The organism is Duganella aceris, assembly GCF_011090165.1.
Classification (GTDB): Bacteria; Pseudomonadota; Gammaproteobacteria; order Burkholderiales; family Burkholderiaceae_D; genus Rugamonas; species Rugamonas aceris.
Map to the genome: position 1 here is coordinate 304,935 of NZ_JAADJT010000003.1, position 20,752 is coordinate 325,686.

16 protein-coding genes are annotated in these 20,752 nt (G+C 66.0%); 11 read left to right on the forward strand and 5 right to left on the reverse strand.

All coding sequences use genetic code 11. The features are described 5' to 3' along the window. Positions 1–2 precede the first annotated feature (2 nt). Positions 3–899 carry an SMP-30/gluconolactonase/LRE family protein gene (locus GW587_RS08600; RefSeq protein WP_166101088.1) on the forward strand — a complete coding sequence of 299 codons (897 nt, stop codon included), beginning with the start codon at positions 3–5 and terminating at the stop codon, positions 897–899. Here GW587_RS08600 and GW587_RS31735 read toward each other — a convergent pair. Further along, positions 887–2,380: a methyl-accepting chemotaxis protein gene (locus tag GW587_RS31735; RefSeq protein WP_308495377.1), complete on the reverse strand. Its 1,494-nt coding sequence runs from the start codon at positions 2,378–2,380 to the stop codon at positions 887–889. The genes GW587_RS08600 and GW587_RS31735 overlap by 13 nt on opposite strands. 440 nt (positions 2,381–2,820) lie before the next feature. Here GW587_RS31735 and zwf point away from each other — a divergent pair, with 440 nt between their 5' ends. From zwf to GW587_RS08655, 10 genes are all read left to right on the forward strand, one after another. Further along, positions 2,821–4,293, forward strand: a complete 1,473-nt coding sequence (gene zwf / locus GW587_RS08610) for a glucose-6-phosphate dehydrogenase (RefSeq protein ID WP_166101089.1) — start codon at positions 2,821–2,823, stop codon at positions 4,291–4,293. A gap of 6 nt (positions 4,294–4,299) precedes the next feature. After that, positions 4,300–5,154: an SIS domain-containing protein gene (locus GW587_RS08615; RefSeq protein WP_166101092.1), complete on the forward strand. Its 855-nt coding sequence runs from the start codon at positions 4,300–4,302 to the stop codon at positions 5,152–5,154. Positions 5,155–5,273: 119 nt separating this feature from the next. Further along, positions 5,274–6,698: an ATPase domain-containing protein gene (locus GW587_RS08620; RefSeq protein ID WP_166101094.1), complete on the forward strand. Its 1,425-nt coding sequence runs from the start codon at positions 5,274–5,276 to the stop codon at positions 6,696–6,698. Positions 6,699–6,705: 7 nt separating this feature from the next. Next, positions 6,706–7,110, forward strand: coding sequence for a response regulator (locus tag GW587_RS08625; RefSeq protein ID WP_166101097.1), 405 nt, complete (start codon positions 6,706–6,708; stop codon positions 7,108–7,110). Positions 7,111–7,181: 71 nt separating this feature from the next. Next, positions 7,182–8,117 (forward strand): transaldolase, encoded by a 936-nt coding sequence (gene tal / locus GW587_RS08630; RefSeq protein ID WP_166101100.1) that lies wholly within the window; start codon positions 7,182–7,184, stop codon positions 8,115–8,117. A gap of 144 nt (positions 8,118–8,261) precedes the next feature. Then, the gene (locus tag GW587_RS08635; protein ID WP_166101103.1) at positions 8,262–9,443 is read left to right on the forward strand and encodes an efflux RND transporter periplasmic adaptor subunit; all 1,182 of its coding nucleotides are present in this window, start codon (positions 8,262–8,264) and stop codon (positions 9,441–9,443) included. Positions 9,444–9,455: 12 nt separating this feature from the next. After that, positions 9,456–12,608: an efflux RND transporter permease subunit gene (locus tag GW587_RS08640; protein ID WP_166101106.1), complete on the forward strand. Its 3,153-nt coding sequence runs from the start codon at positions 9,456–9,458 to the stop codon at positions 12,606–12,608. Then, positions 12,601–14,076 carry an efflux transporter outer membrane subunit gene (locus tag GW587_RS08645; protein WP_166101626.1) on the forward strand — a complete coding sequence of 492 codons (1,476 nt, stop codon included), beginning with the start codon at positions 12,601–12,603 and terminating at the stop codon, positions 14,074–14,076. Before GW587_RS08640 ends, GW587_RS08645 begins: the two co-directional genes overlap by 8 nt. Before the next feature lie 101 nt (positions 14,077–14,177). Then, the gene (locus tag GW587_RS08650) at positions 14,178–15,242 is read left to right on the forward strand and encodes a patatin-like phospholipase family protein (RefSeq protein ID WP_166101109.1); all 1,065 of its coding nucleotides are present in this window, start codon (positions 14,178–14,180) and stop codon (positions 15,240–15,242) included. 112 nt (positions 15,243–15,354) lie between these two features. Beyond that, a complete protein-coding gene (locus GW587_RS08655; protein ID WP_166101113.1) occupies positions 15,355–17,088 on the forward strand; it encodes a methyl-accepting chemotaxis protein in 1,734 nt (577 codons plus the stop codon). Here GW587_RS08655 and hemW read toward each other — a convergent pair. From hemW to GW587_RS08675, 4 genes are all read right to left on the reverse strand, one after another. Then, positions 17,085–18,344: a radical SAM family heme chaperone HemW gene (gene hemW / locus GW587_RS08660; RefSeq protein WP_166101115.1), complete on the reverse strand. Its 1,260-nt coding sequence runs from the start codon at positions 18,342–18,344 to the stop codon at positions 17,085–17,087. The two genes, GW587_RS08655 and hemW, sit on opposite strands and share 4 nt — an antisense overlap. Then, positions 18,341–18,925: an RdgB/HAM1 family non-canonical purine NTP pyrophosphatase gene (gene rdgB, locus GW587_RS08665; RefSeq protein ID WP_166101116.1), complete on the reverse strand. Its 585-nt coding sequence runs from the start codon at positions 18,923–18,925 to the stop codon at positions 18,341–18,343. The genes hemW and rdgB overlap by 4 nt, the downstream gene beginning before the upstream one ends. Positions 18,926–19,050: 125 nt before the next feature. Continuing rightward, on the reverse strand, positions 19,051–19,785 hold the full coding sequence (gene rph, locus GW587_RS08670) for a ribonuclease PH (protein ID WP_166101118.1): 735 nt from the start codon (positions 19,783–19,785) through the stop codon (positions 19,051–19,053). Between the two features lie 10 nt (positions 19,786–19,795). After that, entirely contained in the window at positions 19,796–20,737 is a 942-nt protein-coding gene (locus tag GW587_RS08675; RefSeq protein WP_166101121.1) for a PP2C family protein-serine/threonine phosphatase, read from the reverse strand. Positions 20,738–20,752 lie beyond the last annotated feature (15 nt).

A 20,752-nucleotide genomic window follows, 5' to 3' on the forward strand; every position in this document is an offset into this window, starting at 1 on the left:
CCATGACCACGCCAACCATTGAAATCGCCTACGACGCCGTGATGCAAACCGGCGAATGCCCGTTGTGGCATCCGGAAGAACAGGCGCTGTACTGGGTCGACATCCCGGCCTACACCGTGCACCGGCTCGATCCAGCCAGCGGCGCGCACCGTTCGTGGAAGCTGTCGAGCGAACCGGCCACGCTGGCGATCAGCGACCAGGGCGGCCTGATCGTCGCCATGCGCGGCGGCTTCGCGCACCTGGACACCGGCAGCGACGAGGTGCGCCTGACCGAAATCGCGGCGGCGCCCTACGACACCGCCGTGGCCCGCTTCAACGACGGCCACGTCGACCCGGCCGGCCGCTTCTGGGTCGGCACCATCTACGAGCCGCGCGACAAGCCGGCCGCCGAGATGTTCGTGCTGGAACGCGGCGAGATCCGCAAGGCCTGGTCGGGCGGCATGACCAACTCCAACGGCCTCGGTTTCAGCCCGGACGGCAAGACCATGTACCACGCCGACACGGCCGCGCACCGCGTCACCCGCGCCGATTTCGACGCCGCCACCGGCGCCGTCTCGGACCAGCGGCTGCTGCACCAGTTCTCGACCGACAAGGCGAACAACTACGGCGGCCGCCCCGACGGCGCGGCGATCGACAGCGAAGGCAACTATTGGGTCGCGATGTTCGAAGGCGCGCGGCTGGTCAAGCTGTCGCCGACCGGAGAGCTGATCGGCGAGATCGCGCTGCCGGTGCGCTGCCCGACCATGATGGCCTTCGGCGGCGCGGACCTGCGCACGCTGTACGTCACCAGCGCCGGCGCGCGTCCGGCGCCGGAACTGGAACAGTATCCGCTGAGCGGCAAGCTGCTCGGCATCCGCATGGATGTCGCCGGCCGGGTGGAACACACCTACCTGGAATAGGCGTCGCCGACGAGCTGCAAGCGGCGCTGCGGCGCCGCCAGCCGCTGCGGTTCCGCCGCATACCCGGCCTCCAGCTTGAACGCCTCCACCAGCGAGGTCAGATGCCGCGCCTCCTCGGCCAGCGCATCCGCCGCCGCCGCATCCTCCTGCACCAGCGCCGCGTTCTGCTGCGTGCTCTCGTCGAACTCGACGATGGCGTGGTTGATGCGTTCGATGCCCTCGTTCTGCTCCTGATTGGCGTTGCTCATCTCGCCCATGATGGCGGTAACGCGCTGCACGCTGTCGACCACCTGCAACATCGTCGCGCCGGCTTCGTCGACCAGCAGGCTGCCGCCCTCCACCGTCCGCACCGTATTGCCGATCAGCTCCTTGATCTCCTTGGCCGCCGCCGCCGAGCGGTGCGCCAGGTTGCGCACCTCGGTCGCCACCACCGCGAAGCCCCTGCCCTGCTCACCGGCGCGCGCCGCCTCCACCGCCGCGTTCAGCGCCAGGATATTGGTCTGGAACGCGATGCCGTCGATGACGCTGATGATGTCGACGATCTGCCGCGACGAGGCGTTGATGTCGCCCATCGTATCGACCACCTGGCGCACCGCCTCGCCGCCCTTGATGGCGATCACCGACGCGCTCTGCGCCAGCGCGTTGGCCTGGCGCGCGCTCTCGTTGTTCTGCCGCACGGTCGCGGCCAGCCGCGCCATCGACGCCGCCGTCTGCTCGATGCTGCCGGCCTGGCGCTCGGTGCGGCGCGACAGCTCGGCGTTGCCGTGCGCGATCTCGCCCGAGGCGCCGGCGATGGTGTGCGCGCCGTCGCGCACGCCGGCGATGGTGTCGCGCATCGTCACCAGCATCTCCAGCAGCGAGCGCGCCAGGCGGCTGCGCGGCTTGCCCTCGGCGCCCGACAGATCGATGCGGCCTTCGATCGCCGCCAGCGCGGAGACGATGCTCTCCAGTTCCGCCGCCTGGCACGCGGCCCGGCGCAACACGGTGGCGAGGAAGATCAGCACGCCCGATTCCACCACCACATACGCGGCGTGGATGAACACCGTCGACAACTGCGGCCGGGTGAAGCACATCACGCCGTAGTTCCATTCCTGCAGATAGTGGAAGCTGAGGTGGTGCACCGCGATGACGGCCGCCGCCACCACGATCGGACGCCAGTCGCGGTAGGCCAGCAGGAAGGCGAGGTAGACGAAGATGCCGAAATGCAGCTCGGTCAGGCCGGCGCCCTGGTGGATGTTCAGCGCCGCGAACACCATCACCGCCACCGCCACCGCGCATCGGGTCGGCAGCGATCCCGGCGCGTTGAGGTGCAGCAGCGTCGGCAGCCCGGCGGCCGGCAGGCCGACCGCCAGCGCCAGCATCCAGCTGTCGTGCAGGCCGGCCAGCGCCAGCGAAAACAGCTGCAGCGCCCACAATACGCCCAGCATCATTTTGTCGGCCTGGACGGCGATGGCTTGCAAAGGATCGTAGCGGTTTTGCATGAATGACTCCTCGCCGGCCGGGCCAACGCTATGCGACGGCACGCGATGACAGGCCAGCTTATAATGGTTGACTGTTGTGTGCGGCGGGAGAAGGGCCGCGGAATGGCTTGCCGCATCAGGGCGGCGCATGCGTGGTGCGATCGGACGGCGGCGGCGCGAATATGGCGCGGGCGGCGACGGAGGCGCATGCGGGATACGAATATTATAGACCCATTTTTCCGCAAGGCAATTAAACTCCGCCATGCGCGCGGCGCGGCGTCGCTTTCGGCGCATCCCGATGGTCGCGCCAGAGGAGAATGTAGTAAAATTTCTTGCAAATCAGCTTTAAAAGTAGTAAATTTACACAGGTAAACGACGGCTGGTGTAAGGTGTCACATCAGCTTGCGCGCCCTGCGCGCGGTACATCCTTTCGGCACTTTTTTTGCGACGATTCTCATACTATGGCTCTTACCGATTTTGACCTGGTTCTGTTTGGCGGCAGCGGCGATCTGGCGATGCGCAAATTACTGCCCGCGATGTATGCACGCGATGTGGCGAACGACCTGCCCGCGACCGCCCGCATTATCTGCGTCGGCCGCGCGGACGCCAGCCAGGAAGAGTTCCTGCAAACCGTCGAGACCACCTCCAAGCCGCACATCAAATCCCCGGCCGTGACGCCGACCGCGTGGGCCAAGTTCACCGCCCGCATCGTCTACGTCTCGCTGAACGCGACCGAATCGTCCAGCTTCCACACGCTGGTCGAGGCGCTGCGCAAGGACGACGCGATCACCAAGGTGTACTACCTGGCGACGCCGCCGGCGATCTTTTCGCAGATCTGCGAGAACCTGAAGGCCAACGGCCTGGTCACCGCCAATTCGCGCGTGGTGCTGGAAAAGCCGCTGGGCCGCGACCTGGCCTCGGCCAAGCAGATCAACGCCGAAGTCGGCAAGGTGTTCGAGGAATCGCAGATCTACCGGATCGACCACTACCTGGGCAAAGAGACCGTGCAGAATCTGCTGGCGCTGCGCTTCGGTAACATCCTGTTCGAGCCGCTGTGGCGCCGCGAGTGGATCTCCGACGTGCAGATCACCATCGCCGAAAAACTCGGCGTCGGCAACCGCATGGGCTACTACGACACCTCGGGCGCGCTGCGCGACATGCTGCAGAACCACTTGCTGCAACTGCTGTGCATCGTCGCCATGGAGCCGCCGACCTCGATCGCGCCGGACGCCGTGCGCGACGCCAAGTTGCAGGTGCTGCGTTCGCTGAAGAAATTCACCCCTACCACGCTGGCGCAGAACATCGTGCGCGGCCAGTACCGCGCCGGCCACGTCGACGGCAAGGCCGTGCCAAGCTACCGCGACGAGCCGGACGCGCCGGAACATTCGCGCACCGAGACCTTCGTCGCGATGAAGGCGGAGATCGACACCTGGCGTTGGGCCGGCGTGCCGTTCTACCTGCGCACCGGCAAGCGCATGGCCGACGGCCTGGCCGAGATCGTGGTGCGCTTCAAGCAAATCCCGCATTCGATCTTCGCCCAGCCGACCAGCAGCTTCCAGCCGAATTCGCTGGTGATCCGTCTGCAGCCGGACGAAGGCCTGCGCATGAACCTGATGGCCAAGACGCCGGGCGACGGCATGCGCCTGAAACAGGCCGAGCTGGAACTGGACTTCCGCGAGTCGTTCAAATCGCCGCGCATGGACGCTTACGAGCGCCTGCTGCTCGACGTGCTGCGCGGCCAGCTGACCTTGTTCATGCGCGGCGACGAGCTGGAAGCGGCGTGGGAATGGGTCGAGCCTATCCTGAACAACTGGGAAGCCGACGACAGCTATCCGATTCCTTACGCCTCGGGCACCTGGGGTCCGGCCGCCGCATCGGCCCTGATCGGCCGCGACGGCCTGCAATGGCGCGAAGAAGCGCTGCCTGAAGATTAAGCCTCCATGCTGTTAGATTCCATCCGCACCCAGCTCGACTCGCTCTCCAAATCGGAGCGCAAGGTCGCGCTGGCGGTCCTCGACCATCCGGGCCAGACGGTCAGCCAGAACATCACCGCGCTGGCCAAGAGCGCGCAGGTGTCCGAACCGACCGTGGTGCGTTTCTGCCGCACGCTGGGTTACGACGGCTGGCATGAATTCAAGCTGAAGCTGGCGCAAGGCCTGGCGCTGGCCCTGCCCGGCCTGAACGAGCAGCCGACCCAGGACGACCTCGCGGCCGACCTGGTCAACAAGATTTGCAGCCGCTCGATCAACACCCTGCTGGACCTGCGCAACAACCTCGATCCGGACGCGATCCAGAAAGCGCTGGACATCCTGGCCAAGGCCAACAAGATCGAATTCTACGGGCAGGGCACGTCCGGCATCGTGGCGGCCGACGCGCAGCACAAGTTCTTCCGTTCCGGCGTACCGACCGTGGCCTACGCCGACCCGCACATCCACAGCATCGCCGCCGCCCTGCTGCGCACCGGCGACGCGGTGGTGGCGATCTCGCAGCGCGGCAACAGCCCGTCGCTGGTGCGCTCGGTCAAGCTGGCGCGCCGGGGAGGCGCCGAAGTGATCGTGCTGGCGCCGTCCGGCACCCCGCTGGCCGACCTGGCCACGGTGCTGATTCCAATCGACCTGATCTTCAATATCGACCCCTATACCCCGATCTCGGCGCGGCTGGCGTATCTGGTGGTGATCGACGTGCTGGCGGTCGGCCTGGCGCTGCAACGCGGCCCCGAGTTCCGCAAGAAAATGCAGAACGCCCAGAAAGCGCTACAGGAATTCGACTTGCAGTTCGATTCTTTTATCGGCTGATCGCGCCGTTTCGGTGCGCTGGCGAACCGCAGGCCGGTTGATAGTCCTTCTATAATTGCAACAGTTGCGCTAAAGTGTGGCTAATTTGCCCCACCTGCAACGTTGCGATTCTGGACACAATGAACACCTCTCCTCGCATTCCTTTGCTGAACACCGGCGTCCCCGGCCTGGATGACATCCTGGGCGGCGGCTTTCCGGCGCACAGTCTGTACCTGCTCCAGGGTCTCGCGGGCAGCGGCAAAACCACCCTCGCTTGCCAGATCGGCTTCCATCACGCGCATCAGGGCAAGAAAGTGCTGATCCTGACGCTGATCGCCGAAACCCACGGCAAGATGCTCAATCACCTGAGCAGCTTCTCCTTCTTCGACGAACACCTGGTCGGCGAGCGCATCGTCTTCATCGGCGCCTACAGCGACCTGCTGCGCGGCGGCCTGCGCGACCTGCTGAAGTCGATCGCTTCGACGCTGGCGGCGCAACGTCCCGACATCATGATCATCGACGGCTTCCGCACCGTGCGCGACGCCAAGCCGTCCGACCTGGCGCTGTCCGAGTTCATGCTGTCGCTGAACTCGCTGGTGTCGACCATGGAATGCACCACCTTCCTGCTGTCGCCGACCGAAGGCAACGTGGCCGATTCGGAAAACACGCTGGTCGACGGCTTGATCGAGCTGAGCCAATATGAGCACGGCCTGCAACTGATCCGCGAAATCAAGGTGTTCAAGCTGCGCGGCAGCAAGCACCTGCTGGGCCGCCACGTGTTCCAGGTCGGCGAGGACGGCATCGAGATCTATCCGCGGCTGGAGGCGGTCAGCACGCTGTCCGCCGCGACGCCGTCGGTGTTTTCGCAGCGGCTCGGCTTCGGCATCGAGGGCTGGGACCGGCTGACCAACGGCGGCGTGGCCAAGGGCTCGACCACCGCGCTGCTGGGCAATCCGGGCGTCGGCAAGACCTTGATGGGGCTGCACTTCATCCACGAAGGCCTGCGCCAGGGCGAGCATTGCCTGATCGTCGGCTTTTACGAATCGCCGCCGCGCCTGCTGGAAAAGGCGCGCAGCGTCGGCATCGACCTGAAGACCTATTTCGACAACGGCGCGCTGCAGATCATCTGGCACCCGCCGCTGGAAGTGCTGGTCGACAGCCTGGCGCACGGCGTACTGCGCAATGTCGAGCGGCGCAAGGTGTCGCGCCTGTTCGTCGACGGCCTCGACGGCCTGCGCGAGATCGTCATGCACGAGGGGCGTTCGCGCTCCTTCCTGGCGGCGCTGGTCAACGAGTTGCGGGTGCGCGACGTCACCACCTTCTTCACCCAGGAACTGCCGTACTTCGCGCAGGGCCAGTTGCAGAGCGAGGCCTCGGCCTCGATGCTGTTCGAAAACATCATCCTGCTGCGCTATGTCGACGTGAACGGCATCAACCGGCGCCAGATCGGCGTGCTCAAGCTGCGCGAAAACAGCTACGACGCCGCCAACCACATCCTGCTCATCTCCGACAAGGGTATGAGCATCGAAGGGCCGGTGTCGTTCCAGCCCACCCAGCCGCTGTAGCCGGTTCATGGACAATCCCCCCGACATCATCGACGCCAACCCGGACGGCAGACTGGTCCTGGTGGTCGACGACGAGTTCGACGTGCTGTCGGCGTATACGATGCTGTTCGAGTTCCACGGCTTTCGCGTGCGCACCGCCGGCAACGGCGCCGACGCGCTGGCGGCCGCCGCGCGCGAGCGGCCCGACATCATCGTCTCCGACCTGATGATGCCGGTCATGGACGGCGCCGAGCTGTGCCGGCATTGCCGTGCCGACCCGGCGCTGCGCGACGTCGCCTTCATCCTGACCAGCGCCGGCATCCCGCGCCCCGACCTCGGCGTGCCCTACGACGCCTTCCTGAAAAAGCCGATCCGCTTCGAAGCGCTGTTGGAGGAAATCCACCGCCTGATCGCCATGCGCACGGCGCGTTAGCCTGTGCTGGCTCCGGCTGCGGGATTGGCAGTACAATAAGGAAAAGATCCCTTACCTGAATGGCAACGCACATGAACCAGCTCGAACAACTGAAGAAATTCACCACCGTGGTCGCCGATACCGGCGATTTCCAGTCCATCCAGGCCTACACCCCGCGCGACGCCACCACCAACCCATCGCTGATCCTGAAAGCGGTGCAAAAGGAAGAGTACAAGCCGCTGCTGGAAAAAGCCGTGCGCGACAACCTCGATTCGAGCACCAGCGAAGTGATCGACCATCTGCTGATCGCCTTCGGCAAGCAAATCCTGCGCGTGATCCCGGGCCGCGTCTCGACCGAGATCGACGCCGGCCTGTCGTTCAACACCAACGCCTCGGTGGCCAAGGGCCGCGAACTGATCCGCCTGTACGAAAAGGCCGGCATCGAGCGCGAGCGCGTGCTGATCAAGATGGCCTCGACCTGGGAAGGCATCCGCGCCGCCGAGATCCTGGAAAAGGAAGGCATCCACTGCAACATGACGCTGCTGTTCTCGCTGGCCCAGGCGATCGCCTGCGCCGAAGCGGGCGCGCAGCTGATCTCGCCGTTCGTCGGCCGCATCTACGACTGGTACAAGAAATCGACCGGCATCGACTACGTCGGGGGCGAAGACCCGGGCGTGCAGTCGGTCAAGCGCATCTACAACTACTACCGCAAGTTCGGCTACAAGACCGAGGTGATGGGCGCCAGCTTCCGCAACGTCGGCCAGATCCTGGAACTGGCCGGCTGCGACCTGCTGACCATCAGCCCTGACCTGCTGCAGAAACTGGCGGAAAGCGACGCGCCGGTCGAGCGCAAGCTGAGCGCCGAAAGCGGCGCCGGCGCCGGCATCGGCAAGATTTCGCTGGACGAGCCGACCTTCCGCTTCATGATGAACGAAGACGCGATGGCGACCGAAAAGACCGCCGAAGGCATTCGCGCCTTCTGCGCCGACACCGGCAAGCTGAAGCAAATCATCTCCGGCATGCGCTGATTTCGGCGCTCTGCCAAAAGAGGCGGGAACGCGGCGCGGGCCGCGCTCCCGCCTTTTTTACGTTATCGTCGTGTACAAAACGTTACTTAACGCCCTGTATTACAATCCTGCATCATCAATACATCTCCTTTCACGAGAGCCTCCATGAGACCAGTTCCTCGTTGCACCGCTGTTGCCGTCGCCATCATGACTCTGCTGAGTGCCTGCGGTGAAAAAGCCGCGCCACCCGCCCCGCCTCCAGCCACCGTCGCCGTCGTCACCGCCACCGCCGGCACCCTCACGCTCAGCAGCGAACTGCCGGGCCGCACCGAGGCCTCGCGCATCGCCCAGGTACGGGCGCGCACCGCCGGCATCGTCCTGAAACGGGTGTTCCAGGAGGGCGGCGACGTCAAGGCCGGCGAGGTGCTGTTCCGCATCGATCCGGCGCAGTTCCAGGCCTCCTACGACAGCGCCCAGGCGGCGGTCGCCAAGGCCGAGGCCAACCTGGCGCAGGCCGATCTCAAGGTGAAACGGTATAAACCATTATTGGCGGCGCAGGCGGTCAGCCAGCAGGAATACGACGACGCCGTCACCGCGCAGAAACAGGCGGCGGCCGACCTGGCCACCGGGAAGGCGGCGCGCACCAACGCCAACCTGACGCTGGGCTACGCCACCGTCACCGCGCCGATCTCCGGCCGCATCAGCCGCGCGCTGGTGACCGAGGGCGCGCTGGTCGGCCAGGGCGAGGCGACGCCGATGGCCACCGTGCAGCAGCTCGATCCGATCTACGTCACCATCACCCAGTCGTCCACCGAGATGCTGAAGCTGCAACGCGCGCTGGCCGAGGGCAAGCTCAAAAGCGCGGGCAAGGGCCAGGCCAGCGTGACGCTGGTGACCGAGGACGGCCAGGCCTATCCGCAGCCGGGCAAGCTGCTGTTCTCCGACGTGTCGGTGGACGAAAGCACCGGCTCGGTGTCGATGCGCGCCGAGTTCCCGAATCCGAACAAGGTGCTGCTGCCGGGCATGTACGTGCGCGCGCGCCTGGAGCAAGGCGTCAGCGACGCCGCCATCACCGTGCCGCAGCAAGCCATCGTGCGCAACAACGAAGGCGCTTCGGTGCTGATCGTCGGCGCCGACAATAAAGTGGTGTCGCAGCCGGTGACCGCCAGCGCCAACGACGGCCAGAACTGGGTGGTCAGCTCCGGCCTGAAAGGCGGCGAGCGCATCGTGGTCGAAGGCTTCCAGAAGGCCAAGCCGGGTGCGACGGTCAATCCGCAGCCTTGGAAGGGGCCGGCCGGATCGGCCGCTCCCGCAGCGCCGGCGACGGCGCCCGCCGCAGCCAAATAACCGGGAGTCCAGATGGCCAAGTTCTTCATCGACCGCCCGGTGTTCGCGTGGGTGATCGCATTATTCATATTGCTGGGCGGCGCGCTCGCGATCACCGTGTTGCCGGTGTCGCAGTACCCGACCATCGCGCCGCCATCGATCGTGGTGACGGCCAACTATCCCGGCGCCACCGCGCAGGTGCTCGACGACGCCGTCACCAGCGTGGTCGAACAGGAAATGAACGGCGCCGACGGGCTGCAATACGTCGAATCGTCGAGTGAGGCCAGCGGCGCCGTCACCATCACCGTCACCTTCGTCCCCGGCACCAATCCGGACCTGGCGGCGGTGGATGTGCAGAACCGCATCAAGCGGGTGGAATCGCGGCTGCCGGCCGCCGTCACGCAACAGGGCGTGCAGGTCAACAAGGCGCGCTCCAACATCCTGATGTTCGTCGGCCTGACCTCGACCGACGGCCGACTCGACCCGACCGGTCTGGGCGACTACATGGCGCGCAACGTGGTCAACGAGATCAAGCGCATTCCCGGCGTGGGCCAGGCGCAGTTGTTCGGCACCGAGCGCGCGATGCGGATCTGGGTCGACCCGGCCAAGCTGATCGGCCTGAAAATGAACATGGCCGACGTCACCGCCGCCATCCGCGCGCAGAACGCGCAGGTCACCTCCGGCACGCTGGGCGACTTGCCCAGCCCCGCCAAGCAGACCTTCTCGGCGCCGATCGTGGTCACCGGCCAGCTGTCGTCGACCACCGAGTTCGGCCAGATCGTGCTGCGCGCGAATCCCAACGGCTCGCTGGTGCGGCTCAAGGACGTGGCGCGCATCGAGATGGGCGGCGCCAGCTTCAACATCAACGCGCGCCTGAACGGCGCGCCGTTCTCCGCCATCGCGGTGCAGCTGTCGCTGACCGGCAACGCGCTGCAAACCGCCACCGCCGTGCGCGAGAAGATGGACCAGCTGGCCAAATACTTCCCGCCCGGCGTCGCCTACACCATCCCTTACGACACCTCGCTGTTCGTCAAGATCTCGATCGAGGAAGTGGTCAAGACACTGCTGGAGGCCGTGCTGCTGGTGTTCCTGGTGATGTATCTGTTCCTGCAGAATATCCGCTACACGCTGATCCCGACCATCGTGGTGCCGATCGCGCTGATGGGCACCTTCGCCGCGATGCAGCTGTTCGGCTTCTCGATCAACGTGCTGACCATGTTCGGCATGGTGCTGGCGATCGGCATCCTGGTCGATGACGCCATCGTGGTGGTGGAGAACGTCGAACGCATCATGAGCGAGGAAGGCCTGTCGCCGCGCGACGCCACCCGCAAGGCGATGACCCAGATCACCGGCGCCATCATCGGCATCACGCTGGTGCTGATCGCGGTGTTCGTGCCGATGGCCTTCTTCGGCGGCGCGGTCGGCGCGATCTACCGCCAGTTCTCGCTGGCGATGATCTCGGCCATGCTGTTCTCCGCCCTGATGGCGCTGACCCTGACGCCGGCGCTGTGCGCCACCATCCTCAAGCCGGTGGAAGCGGGCCACCACCACGAGAAGAAAGGCTTCTTCGGCTGGTTCAACCGCGGCTTCGCGGTCACCGCCACCGGCTACCAGGGCGTGATCGCCAACATGCTGAAGCGCACCGGCCGCTACCTGATCATCTTCGCGCTGCTGTGCGGCGTGGTGGGCTGGCTCTATGTGAAGCTGCCGTCGTCGTTCCTGCCGAACGAAGACCAGGGCTACCTGATCGCCAACGTGCAGCTGCCGGCCGGCGCCTCGACCAGCCGCACGCAGGCGGTGCTGGCCCAGGCCGACGCCTACTTCCGCAAGCAGCCGGGCGTGGCGCGCACCATCGCCGTCGCCGGCTTCTCGTTCTCCGGCAACGGCCAGAACGCCGGCCTGGTGTTCATTCCGCTGAAGGACTGGAAGGAACGCAGCGCCGACCAATCGGCGCAGGCGATCGCGCAGCGCGCCTTCGGCGCCCTGTCGGCGATCCCGGACGCGATCATCTTCCCGCTCAGCCCCCCGCCGATCCGCGAGCTTGGCAACGCCACCGGCATCACCGCGCGCCTGCAGGACCGCAGCGCGGTCGGCCACGACGCGCTGGTCGCCGCGCGCAACCAGCTGCTGGGCATGGCCGCCAAGAGTCCGATTCTGAAAGGCCTGCGTCCCGAAGGGCTGGAGGACGCGCCGCAGCTGCAAGTCGACATCGACCGCGAGAAAGCCAACGCGCTGGGCGTCACCTTCGCCGACATCAACGCGATGATGTCGACCGCGCTGGGCTCCTCGTACGTTAACGACTTCGCCTCGAGCGGCCGCCAGCAGCGCGTCATCGTGCAGGCCGACGCGCCGCGCCGTTTGCAGCCGGAAGACATCATGCAACTGAACGTGCGCAGCACCAGCGGCGCCATGGTGCCGTTCTCCTCGTTCGCCAAGTCGCACTGGATCCAGGGTCCGGTGCAGCTGGTGCGCTACAACGGTTACCCGGCGATCAAGCTGACCGGCGACGCCGCGCCGGGCCGCTCGACCGGTGAAGCGATGGACGAACTGGAACGCCTGGCGGCGCAGCTGCCACCCGGCTTCAGCATCGAATGGACCGGGCAGTCGCTGGAGGAAAAAACCTCCGGCTCGCAAGCGCCGATGCTGTTCGCGCTGTCGCTGCTGGCCGCGTTCCTGGTGCTGGCGGCGCTGTATGAATCCGAATCGATCCCGATCGCGGTGCTGCTGGTGGTGCCGCTCGGCGTGCTGGGCGCGCTGCTCGGCGCGCACATCCGCGATTTGCCGAACGACGTCTACTTCAAGGTCGGCCTGATCGCCATCATCGGCCTGTCGGCGAAGAACGCGATCCTGATCATCGAATTCGCCAAGGACTTGCAGGCGCAGGGCAAGGGCCTGATCGAAGCGACGCTGGAGGCGGTGCACCTGCGCTTCCGTCCTATCATCATGACCTCGCTGGCCTTCATCCTCGGCGTGCTGCCGCTGGTGATCGCCACCGGCGCCGGCTCCGCCAGCCAGCGCGCCATCGGCACCGGCGTGATGGGCGGCATGATCACCGCCACCGTGCTGGCGGTGTTCCTGGTGCCGATCTTCTTCGTCGTGATCCGAAAAATCTTCAAGGGCAGCGAACGTCAGCGCAAGCTGGCCGCACATGAACTGAATGACAAACACCATGAAACCTATGACTAAACGCTTCCCTCCCCTGACCTTGTCGCTGTCGCTGCTGGGCGCGGCTTTGCTGTCGGCCTGTTCGATGGCGCCGACCTACCAGCGTCCGGAAGCGCCGGTCGCCGCGGCCTTCCCGGTCGACACCGCCGGCGCCGCGTCGCGCAACACCAACAACGGCGGCACCGGCGGCACCGGTGGCACGCGCGCGACGCCGGCCGACGCCAAGCCCGCCGTCGATACCGGCTGGCGCGACTACTTCAGCGAACCGCGTTTGCAGCAGCTGATCGGCGCCGCGCTGGAAAACAATCGCGACCTGCGCACCGCCGCCCTGCGCATCGAAGAAGCGCGCGCGCAGTACGACATCCAGTCGGCCGACCGCCTGCCGAATCTGAACGGCTCCTTCGCCGGCAGCAAAGGCAAGACGCCGGCCTTCCTGACGTCGAGCGGAAATTCCGCGATCAGCAAGCGTTACGACGTCGGCCTGTCGGTATCCTCGTTCGAGCTGGATTTCTTCGGCCGCGTGAAAAGCCTGAACGACGCCGCGCTGGCGGCCTACCTGGCCACCGACGAAGCGCGCCAGGCGGCGCAGATCGCGCTGGTGGCGCAAGTGGCGCAGGCCTACTACACCGAACGCGCCTACGCCGAACAGTATGCGCTGGCGCAGCAGACCTATGAAGCGCGCGCCCGCACCTACAAGCTGACGCAGCAACGCGCCGAAGTGGGCGCCTCGTCGCGGCTCGACCTGCGTTCCAACGAAACGCTGATGGAAACCGCGCGCGCCGCCGCGCTGACCTTGGCGCGTCAACGCGCGCAGGCGCAGAACGCGCTGACGCTGCTGGTCGGCCAGGCGCCGACGGCGCCGTCTTCGGGCGCGATGCCGAGCGATGCCCAGCTGGACGCGCTGAGCGCGGTGCCGGAAGGCCTGCCGTCGGATCTGCTGACGCGCCGGCCGGACATCCGCGCCGCCGAGCAGCGCCTGAAATCGGCCAACGCCAACATCGGCGCCGCGCGCGCCGCCTTCTTCCCGCGCATCAGCCTGACGGCGGCGGTGGGCAGCAGCAGCCCATCGCTGGGCGGCCTGTTCGACAGCGGCTCGGGCAGCTGGTCGTTCGCGCCGCAACTGGTGCTGCCGATCTTCGACGCCGGCCGCAACCGCGCCAACCTGACCATCACTGAAGTGCGCAAGAACCTCGCCATCGCCGACTACGAGAAAACCATCCAGACCGCCTTCCGCGAAGTGGCGGACGCCCTGGCGGCGCGCGACTACCTGGGCGACCAGGTGAACGCGCAGCGCGCGGTGCAGGAAGCGCAGGAGGATCGCCTGAAGCTGTTGCAACTGCGCTTCGACAACGGCGTCGCCAGTTCGCTGGACGTGCTGGACGCGCAGCGCGAGTTGTTCAGCGCGCAGCAAACGCTGGTGCAAGCGCGCCTGCTGCGCACCACCTCCGCGATCGACCTCTATCGCTCGCTGGGCGGAGGCCTAAAATAAACAACCTCGGTGTCAGTGCCGACATTCGGACACGAGCTCTACCGTAACAACGTTACGGTAGAGCTCGTGTCCGAATGTCGGCACTGACACCGCCTAATCATATGATCACCATCCGCCTGGGCCAGCGCGCCCGCCAGCGCATCGCCGCCGAAGGCGTGCGGGCCGACGATATCGCCATCGTCCCCGCCGCCGCCGGCGGGCCGAAGGGCCTGATCCTGCACGGCCTCGATTGCTGGCTGTTCGGCGATTTCCTCAGGGCCGCGCCACGCCGGCGCCGCCTCGTCGGCGCGTCCATCGGCGCCTGGCGCATGGCCGCTTCCGCCTTCGACGATCCGGTCGCCGCCCACAAACGGCTGGCGCGCCTGTACGCCGGCCAGCGCTATCCGAACAAAGTCACCGCCAGTTACGTCAGCCAGACCTGCCGCGCCCTGCTCGACGAACTGCTCGACGGCCGCGCCGCCGAGGCGCTGAACCATCCGCACCACCACGTCAACGTGCTGACCGTGCGCGGCATCGGCGCGCTGGGCCGCGCCAACGGTGCCCGCTGGCGCGAAACGGCCGGCTTCCTGATGGCCGCCGCCAACAACGCCGTGTCGCGACAACGCCTGGCCGCGTCGATGGAACGCGTGATCTTCCACGACGCCCGCGACGACGCCGCCTGGCTGCGCGACGGCTTCGACGCCTTCGCCGGCCAGTTCGTCGGCCTCTCCACCGACAACCTGCGCGACGCGCTGCTGGCCTCCGGCTCGATCCCACTGGTGCTGGAGGCGGTCACCGGCATCGCCGGCGCGCCCGACGGCGCCTACTGGGACGGCGGCTTGATCGACTACCATCTGCACCTGCCCTACCAGCGCGATCCCGGCCTGGTGCTGTACCCGCACTTCAACGACTACATCGTGCCCGGCTGGCTGGATAAATCGATGCCATGGCGCCGCGCCAAGGATGCAGCCCTGGACAACATGATCCTGGTCTCGCCGTCGCCCGACTTCGTCGCCACGCTGCCGAACCGCAAACTGCCGGACCGCAAGGACTTCACCGTCTACGGCCAGGACCACGCCGGCCGCAACCGCGACTGGACCCGCGCCATCGCCGAGAGCGAACGCATGGCCGAAGCCTTCGCCCGCTGGTGCGAGAAGCCGGACCTGCATCAGGCACAGTCGTTCTAATTGTTCTCAAAAACAACAAAACCACAGAAAATCACATGACCGCCGCCGGGCGGCGGGTGCATACTAAAAGCCCCGCAAGCTGGATTTCGCCTGATTCATCGGAGTGAACATCATGAATTTTCTGTCGCACATGCGTATCGGCACCCGCCTCGCCGCCGGTTTCGCCCTAGTCCTGTTACTCGCCGTCTTCGCCACCTCGGTCGCGCTGGTCAACGCCCGCAGCAACGCCGCCGCCACCAAGCTGATGATGGAAAAGCCGCTGGCCAAGGAGCGCATCGTCTCCGACTGGTATGTGCTGATTTATTCGGCCATCGCCCGCACCGCGCTGATCGCGCGCAGCACCGATGAAACGCTGTCGGTGACTTTCGCCGACGTCATCGCCGACAGCACCAAGAAAGGCACGGCGCTGCTCGACACCGTCAAGGAACTGGTGGCCAGCGACGAAGAACGCAAGATGTACGAGAGCGCGCTCTCGCTGCGCAACGCCTATCAGAAAGCCAAGACCGATGTGATGAACGCCAAGAAGGCCGGCAACGCCGCCGAAGGCGAGCGCCTGTTCAAGGAGGTGTTCACGCCGGCGGCCGGCGCCTATCAGAACCAGGTCAAGGATTTGCTCGCGCACCAGCGCAAGGCGATCGACGATACCGCCCACGCCATCGACGCCGCCAATGACCGCAGCAATATGCTGCTGATGATCCTGGCCGCGCTGATGGTCGCCATCGGCTCGGTGGCGGCGTGGTTCATTTCGCGCTCGATCACGGTGCCGCTGCAATCGGCGGTGGATATCGCTTCGACGGTGGCCAACGGCGACCTGACCACCGACTTCAACGCCGCGACGCAGAAGGATGAAATCGGCGACCTGATGACGGCGCTGAAGGGCATGAACGACTCGCTGCGCAATGTGGTCAGCCAGGTGCAGGTCGGCACCAGCACCATCGCCACCGCGTCGAATGAAATCGCGGCCGGGAATATGGACCTGTCGCAGCGCACCGAGGAACAAGCCAGCTCGCTGGAGGAAACCGCGTCGTCGATGGAGGAGCTGACCTCGACCGTGCGGCAGAACGCGGAAAACGCCAAGCAGGCCAACCAGCTGGCGCAGGCGGCGTCGGACGTGGCGGAGCGCGGCGGCACCATCGTCGGCCAGGTGGTCGATACGATGGGGAATATCGATGCGTCGGCGCGCAAGATCGTCGACATCATCGGCGTCATCGACGGCATCGCGTTCCAGACCAATATCCTGGCGCTCAACGCCGCCGTGGAAGCGGCGCGCGCCGGCGAGCAGGGTCGCGGCTTCGCGGTGGTGGCGTCCGAAGTGCGCAACCTGGCGCAGCGCTCGGCCGGTGCGGCCAAGGAGATCAAGGAATTAATCGGCAATTCGGTCGAACAGGTCGACATCGGCGCCAAGCTGGTGCAGCAGGCCGGCAGCACCATGAACGATGTGGTGGCCAGCGTGCGCCGCGTCACCGACATCATGGCCGAGATCACGTCGGCCAGCAGCGAGCAAAGCATCGGCATCGACCAGGTCAACACCGCGATCACGCAAATGGATCAGGTGACGCAGCAGAACGCGGCGCTGGTGGAGGAAGCCGCCGCCGCCGCGGCCAGCATGCAGGAACAGGCGGCGCGGCTGTCGGAAGTGGCGTCTTCGTTCAAGCTGGGGAATGAGGTGGCGATGCGGCCGATGCTGGCGGCGCCGCAGAAACCGCGCGCTTCGCTGCCGCCGGCCCGCGCCGCGCGCCCCGCTCCGGCGCGGTCGCCCGCACCTGCGCCACGGCTGGCCTCACGCCCGGCTCCGGCCAAGCTCAAGGCCACCGTCGGCGGCGACAAGGACTGGGAAGAGTTCTAAGCCTTCAGGAACATTTCCTGAAGATCGTTCAGGAAGCGCTGGCCTAGCTCGGTCGGTTTGATCAGCTTGTAGTCGCGGTACAGCAGGCCCTTGGCTTCCGCTTCGTTGAGGGTTTTCTCGATCGCGTTCAGGCTCAAGCCGGTGCGCTCGGCGAACAGGTTGGGATCGAAGCCGCCGTGCAGGCGCAAGGTGTTGAGCATGAACTCGAAGCCCATGTCGTCGCGCGAGATCTCGTGCTCCTCCTGCACCGGTGCGCCAAGCCGCGCCTGTTCCATATACGCCTTCGGCTGCTTGTAGCGCGCCTGCCGCAATATGCGGTGCGGGAACGAGATCTTCGAGTGGGCGCCGGCGCCGATGCCGAGATAGTCGCCGAACTCCCAATAATTCAGATTATGGCGGGCGCGATGGCCGGTCTTGGCGTAGGCCGAGACCTCGTACTGCTGGTAACCGTTGGCGGCGGTCAGCTCGGCGATCAGGTCCTGCATGTCGGCGCTGGCGTCGTCGTCCGGCAGCGCCGGCGGATACTTGGCGAACAGCGTGTTCGGCTCCATCGTCAGGTGGTACAGCGACAGGTGCGGCGGCTTGAAGGCCATCGCCGTCTCCACGTCCTGGCGCGCTTCCTCCAGCGTCTGCGACGGCAGCGCGTACATCAGGTCCAGGTTGAAATTATCGAAATTGTCGAGCGCGATTTCCACCGCGCGCTTGGCCTCGTTGTCGTCGTGGATGCGGCCCAGCGCCTTCAGGTGGCGCTCATTGAAGCTCTGGATGCCGATCGACAGCCGATTCACGCCGCTGGCGCGGTAGGACTTGAACTTCTCCGCCTCGAAGGTGCCGGGGTTGGCCTCCATCGTGATCTCGCAGTCGCTGTCGAGCGGCAGCAGCGTGCGCACGTCGGACAGCAGGCGGTCCAGCCCCGCCGCCGACATCAGGCTCGGCGTGCCGCCGCCGATGAAAATGGTATAAATCTTTCTGCCCCAGATCAGCGGCAGCGACATCTCCAGGTCGGCGCGCACCGCGTCCAGGTATTCCTGTTCGGGGAAGGTGTGGCCGTCCTTGGCCTCGTGCGAATTGAAGTCGCAGTAGGGGCACTTCTTCACGCACCACGGGAAGTGGATGTACAGCGACAGCGGCGGCAGCGCGGTCAGGTTCAGCGAGCCGGCCTGCAGGTACTTGGCGGCGACGCCGGCAGCGTCGCTGATGTCGGCGGTGGGCGCGCTGCGTTTGCCGGTGGAGCCGGCGATTTTAATCGGGATCATTTCAATTTCTCTACCAGCGCGCGCAGCGCCTGGCCGCGATGCGACATGGCGTTCTTTTCTTCGGACGTCAGCTCGGCGGCGCACTTGCCCAGCGCCGGGATGTAGAAGTGCGGGTCGTAGCCGAAGCCGCCGTTGCCGCGCGCATCGGCGATCATCTCGCCGTTCCAGCGGCCGTCGGCGATCACCGGTTGCGGATCGTCGGCGTGGCGCACGAACACCAGCACGCAATAGTAGTAGGCCGATTTGTCCGCGTGCGCGGCCAGGTCGGCGATCATTTTCTGGTTGTTGCGGGCGTCCGACTTCGGCTCGCCGGCGAAGCGCGCCGAGTACACGCCGGGCGCGCCGCCCAGCGCGTTGACGCAGACGCCGGAATCGTCCGCCAATGCCGGCAGCCCGGTCAGCCGTGAAGCGTGGCGGGCTTTTTGCAGTGCATTTTCGACAAAGGTGTGAAAAGGTTCATCCGCCTCGGGAACGTCGTACTCGCCCTGCGCGTGGACCGAAAAGCCCACGGTGGACAGCAGTGCGTTGAATTCTTTCAGTTTGCCGGCGTTGTTCGAGGCGAGGATCAGGCGTTGGGTCATGGGTGTGCGGGTTCAAATGGTGGACAGCGGCCGTCATTTTAAACCTTTTACCCCGAACAGTCGGGGTCAGACCCCGTACGGGGTCTGACCCCAGGTCGTGGCCGTGCGGGGTGAGCGGTTTCCGCCTAGGCCGCGATGCCCAAGGCTTGCTTCTGCAATGTGATCAAGTCGGCAATTCCACCTTGAGCCAGGTCGAGCAAACGATTCATGCCGGCGCGGTCGAAGGCCGCGCCTTCGGCCGTGCCCTGCACTTCGATGAAGTGGCCGGCATCGTTCATCACCACGTTCATGTCGGTGTCGCAGCCCGAGTCCTCGATATAGTCGAGGTCCAGCACCGGCATGCCCTGATACACGCCGACCGAGATCGCGGCCACGAAATGCTTGAGCGGAATCGCCGGCACCGCGCCGCGCGCCACCAGCTTGGAGAAGGCGTCGTAGGCGGCGACCATGGCGCCGGTGATCGACGCGGTGCGGGTGCCGCCGTCGGCCTGGATCACGTCGCAGTCCAGGTGCAGCGTGCGCTCGCCGAACGCTTCCAGGTCGAACGCGGCGCGCAGCGAGCGGCCGATCAGGCGCTGGATTTCCTGCGTGCGGCCGGACTGCTTGCCGCGCGCCGCTTCGCGATCCATGCGGGTGTGGGTGGAGCGCGGCAGCATGCCGTATTCCGCCGTCATCCAGCCCTGGCCTTTGCCCTTCAAGAAGCCGGGCACCTTGTCTTCAATGCTGGCGGTGCAGATCACCTTGGTGTCGCCGCATTCGATCAGCACCGAGCCTTCGGCGTGCTTGGTGTAGTCGCGGGTCAGGCGCAGGGTGCGCAGCGCATCGACGGCGCGGCCGCTAGGACGGGATTCAAAGGTCATGCTGTATTCCTTATTTAAGTATCTGGGATGATTTTTCGATCGCGCCACGGATCTCGGCGATCGCCCGTTCGATTTCATCTTCATCGAAGGCGTCGACGCCCGGGACGCTGTGAATGGTGGTGCTGTGCAGGTTCTCCGGCAGCGCCTCGGTCGAGATCACGGTCGACAATTCGGCCGCCGCCATGGTGCTCGCGCCCATGCCGTCGATGATCGAACTGCCCTGCCACATGATGGCCAGCGCGGTGACGTTGTCGCTGGCGCTGCCCGCCGCCTCCAACGCGGTATGCAGCAGGTCGGGCACGGCGCGCACCACGGTCTGGCTCTGCATGCGCCGCGCCAGGTCGTCGTCCGGCAGCATAGACCACAAGCCGTCGGAGCACAACAGCATCACGTCGCCCGGCAGCATGCCGCCGCCGCTCGACACCTCGACCTTGGGCAGGCTGTCGGCGCCAAGGCAGTTATACAGCTTGTTGCGGTCCGGGTGGGTGGCGCGCTCGGACGGCTGCGCCATGCCCTTGGCGATCAGGCTTTCGATGTGCGAATGGTCGCGCGTGCGCGCCAGGATCTCGCCGCCGCGCATCCAGTACAGGCGCGAATCGCCGCAGTGCGCCCAGGTGGCGGTGTTGTGCTGGATCAGGCAGGCGACGATGGTGGTGCGCGGCGTCTCCGGCAGCTTGTGCACGGCGCGGTATTGGTGGATGTCGTTGTGCGCGGCCATGAAGGCCTCCTCCAGGAAGCGCTCCGGCTTCCTGACGTAGGGCGTGGCCTGCTGCTGGAACAGCGCGGAGATGGTTTGCAGCGCGACGGTGGCGGCGATCTCGCCGCGCAGGTGGCCGCCCATGCCGTCGGCCAGCACCAGCAGCAGCGCGTCGCGGGTGAAGCTGTAGCCCATGCGGTCCTGGTTGACCTTGCGGCCGCCGATGTGGCTTTCCTGATACACGGAGAATTGCATGGTGCAGCCTTTATC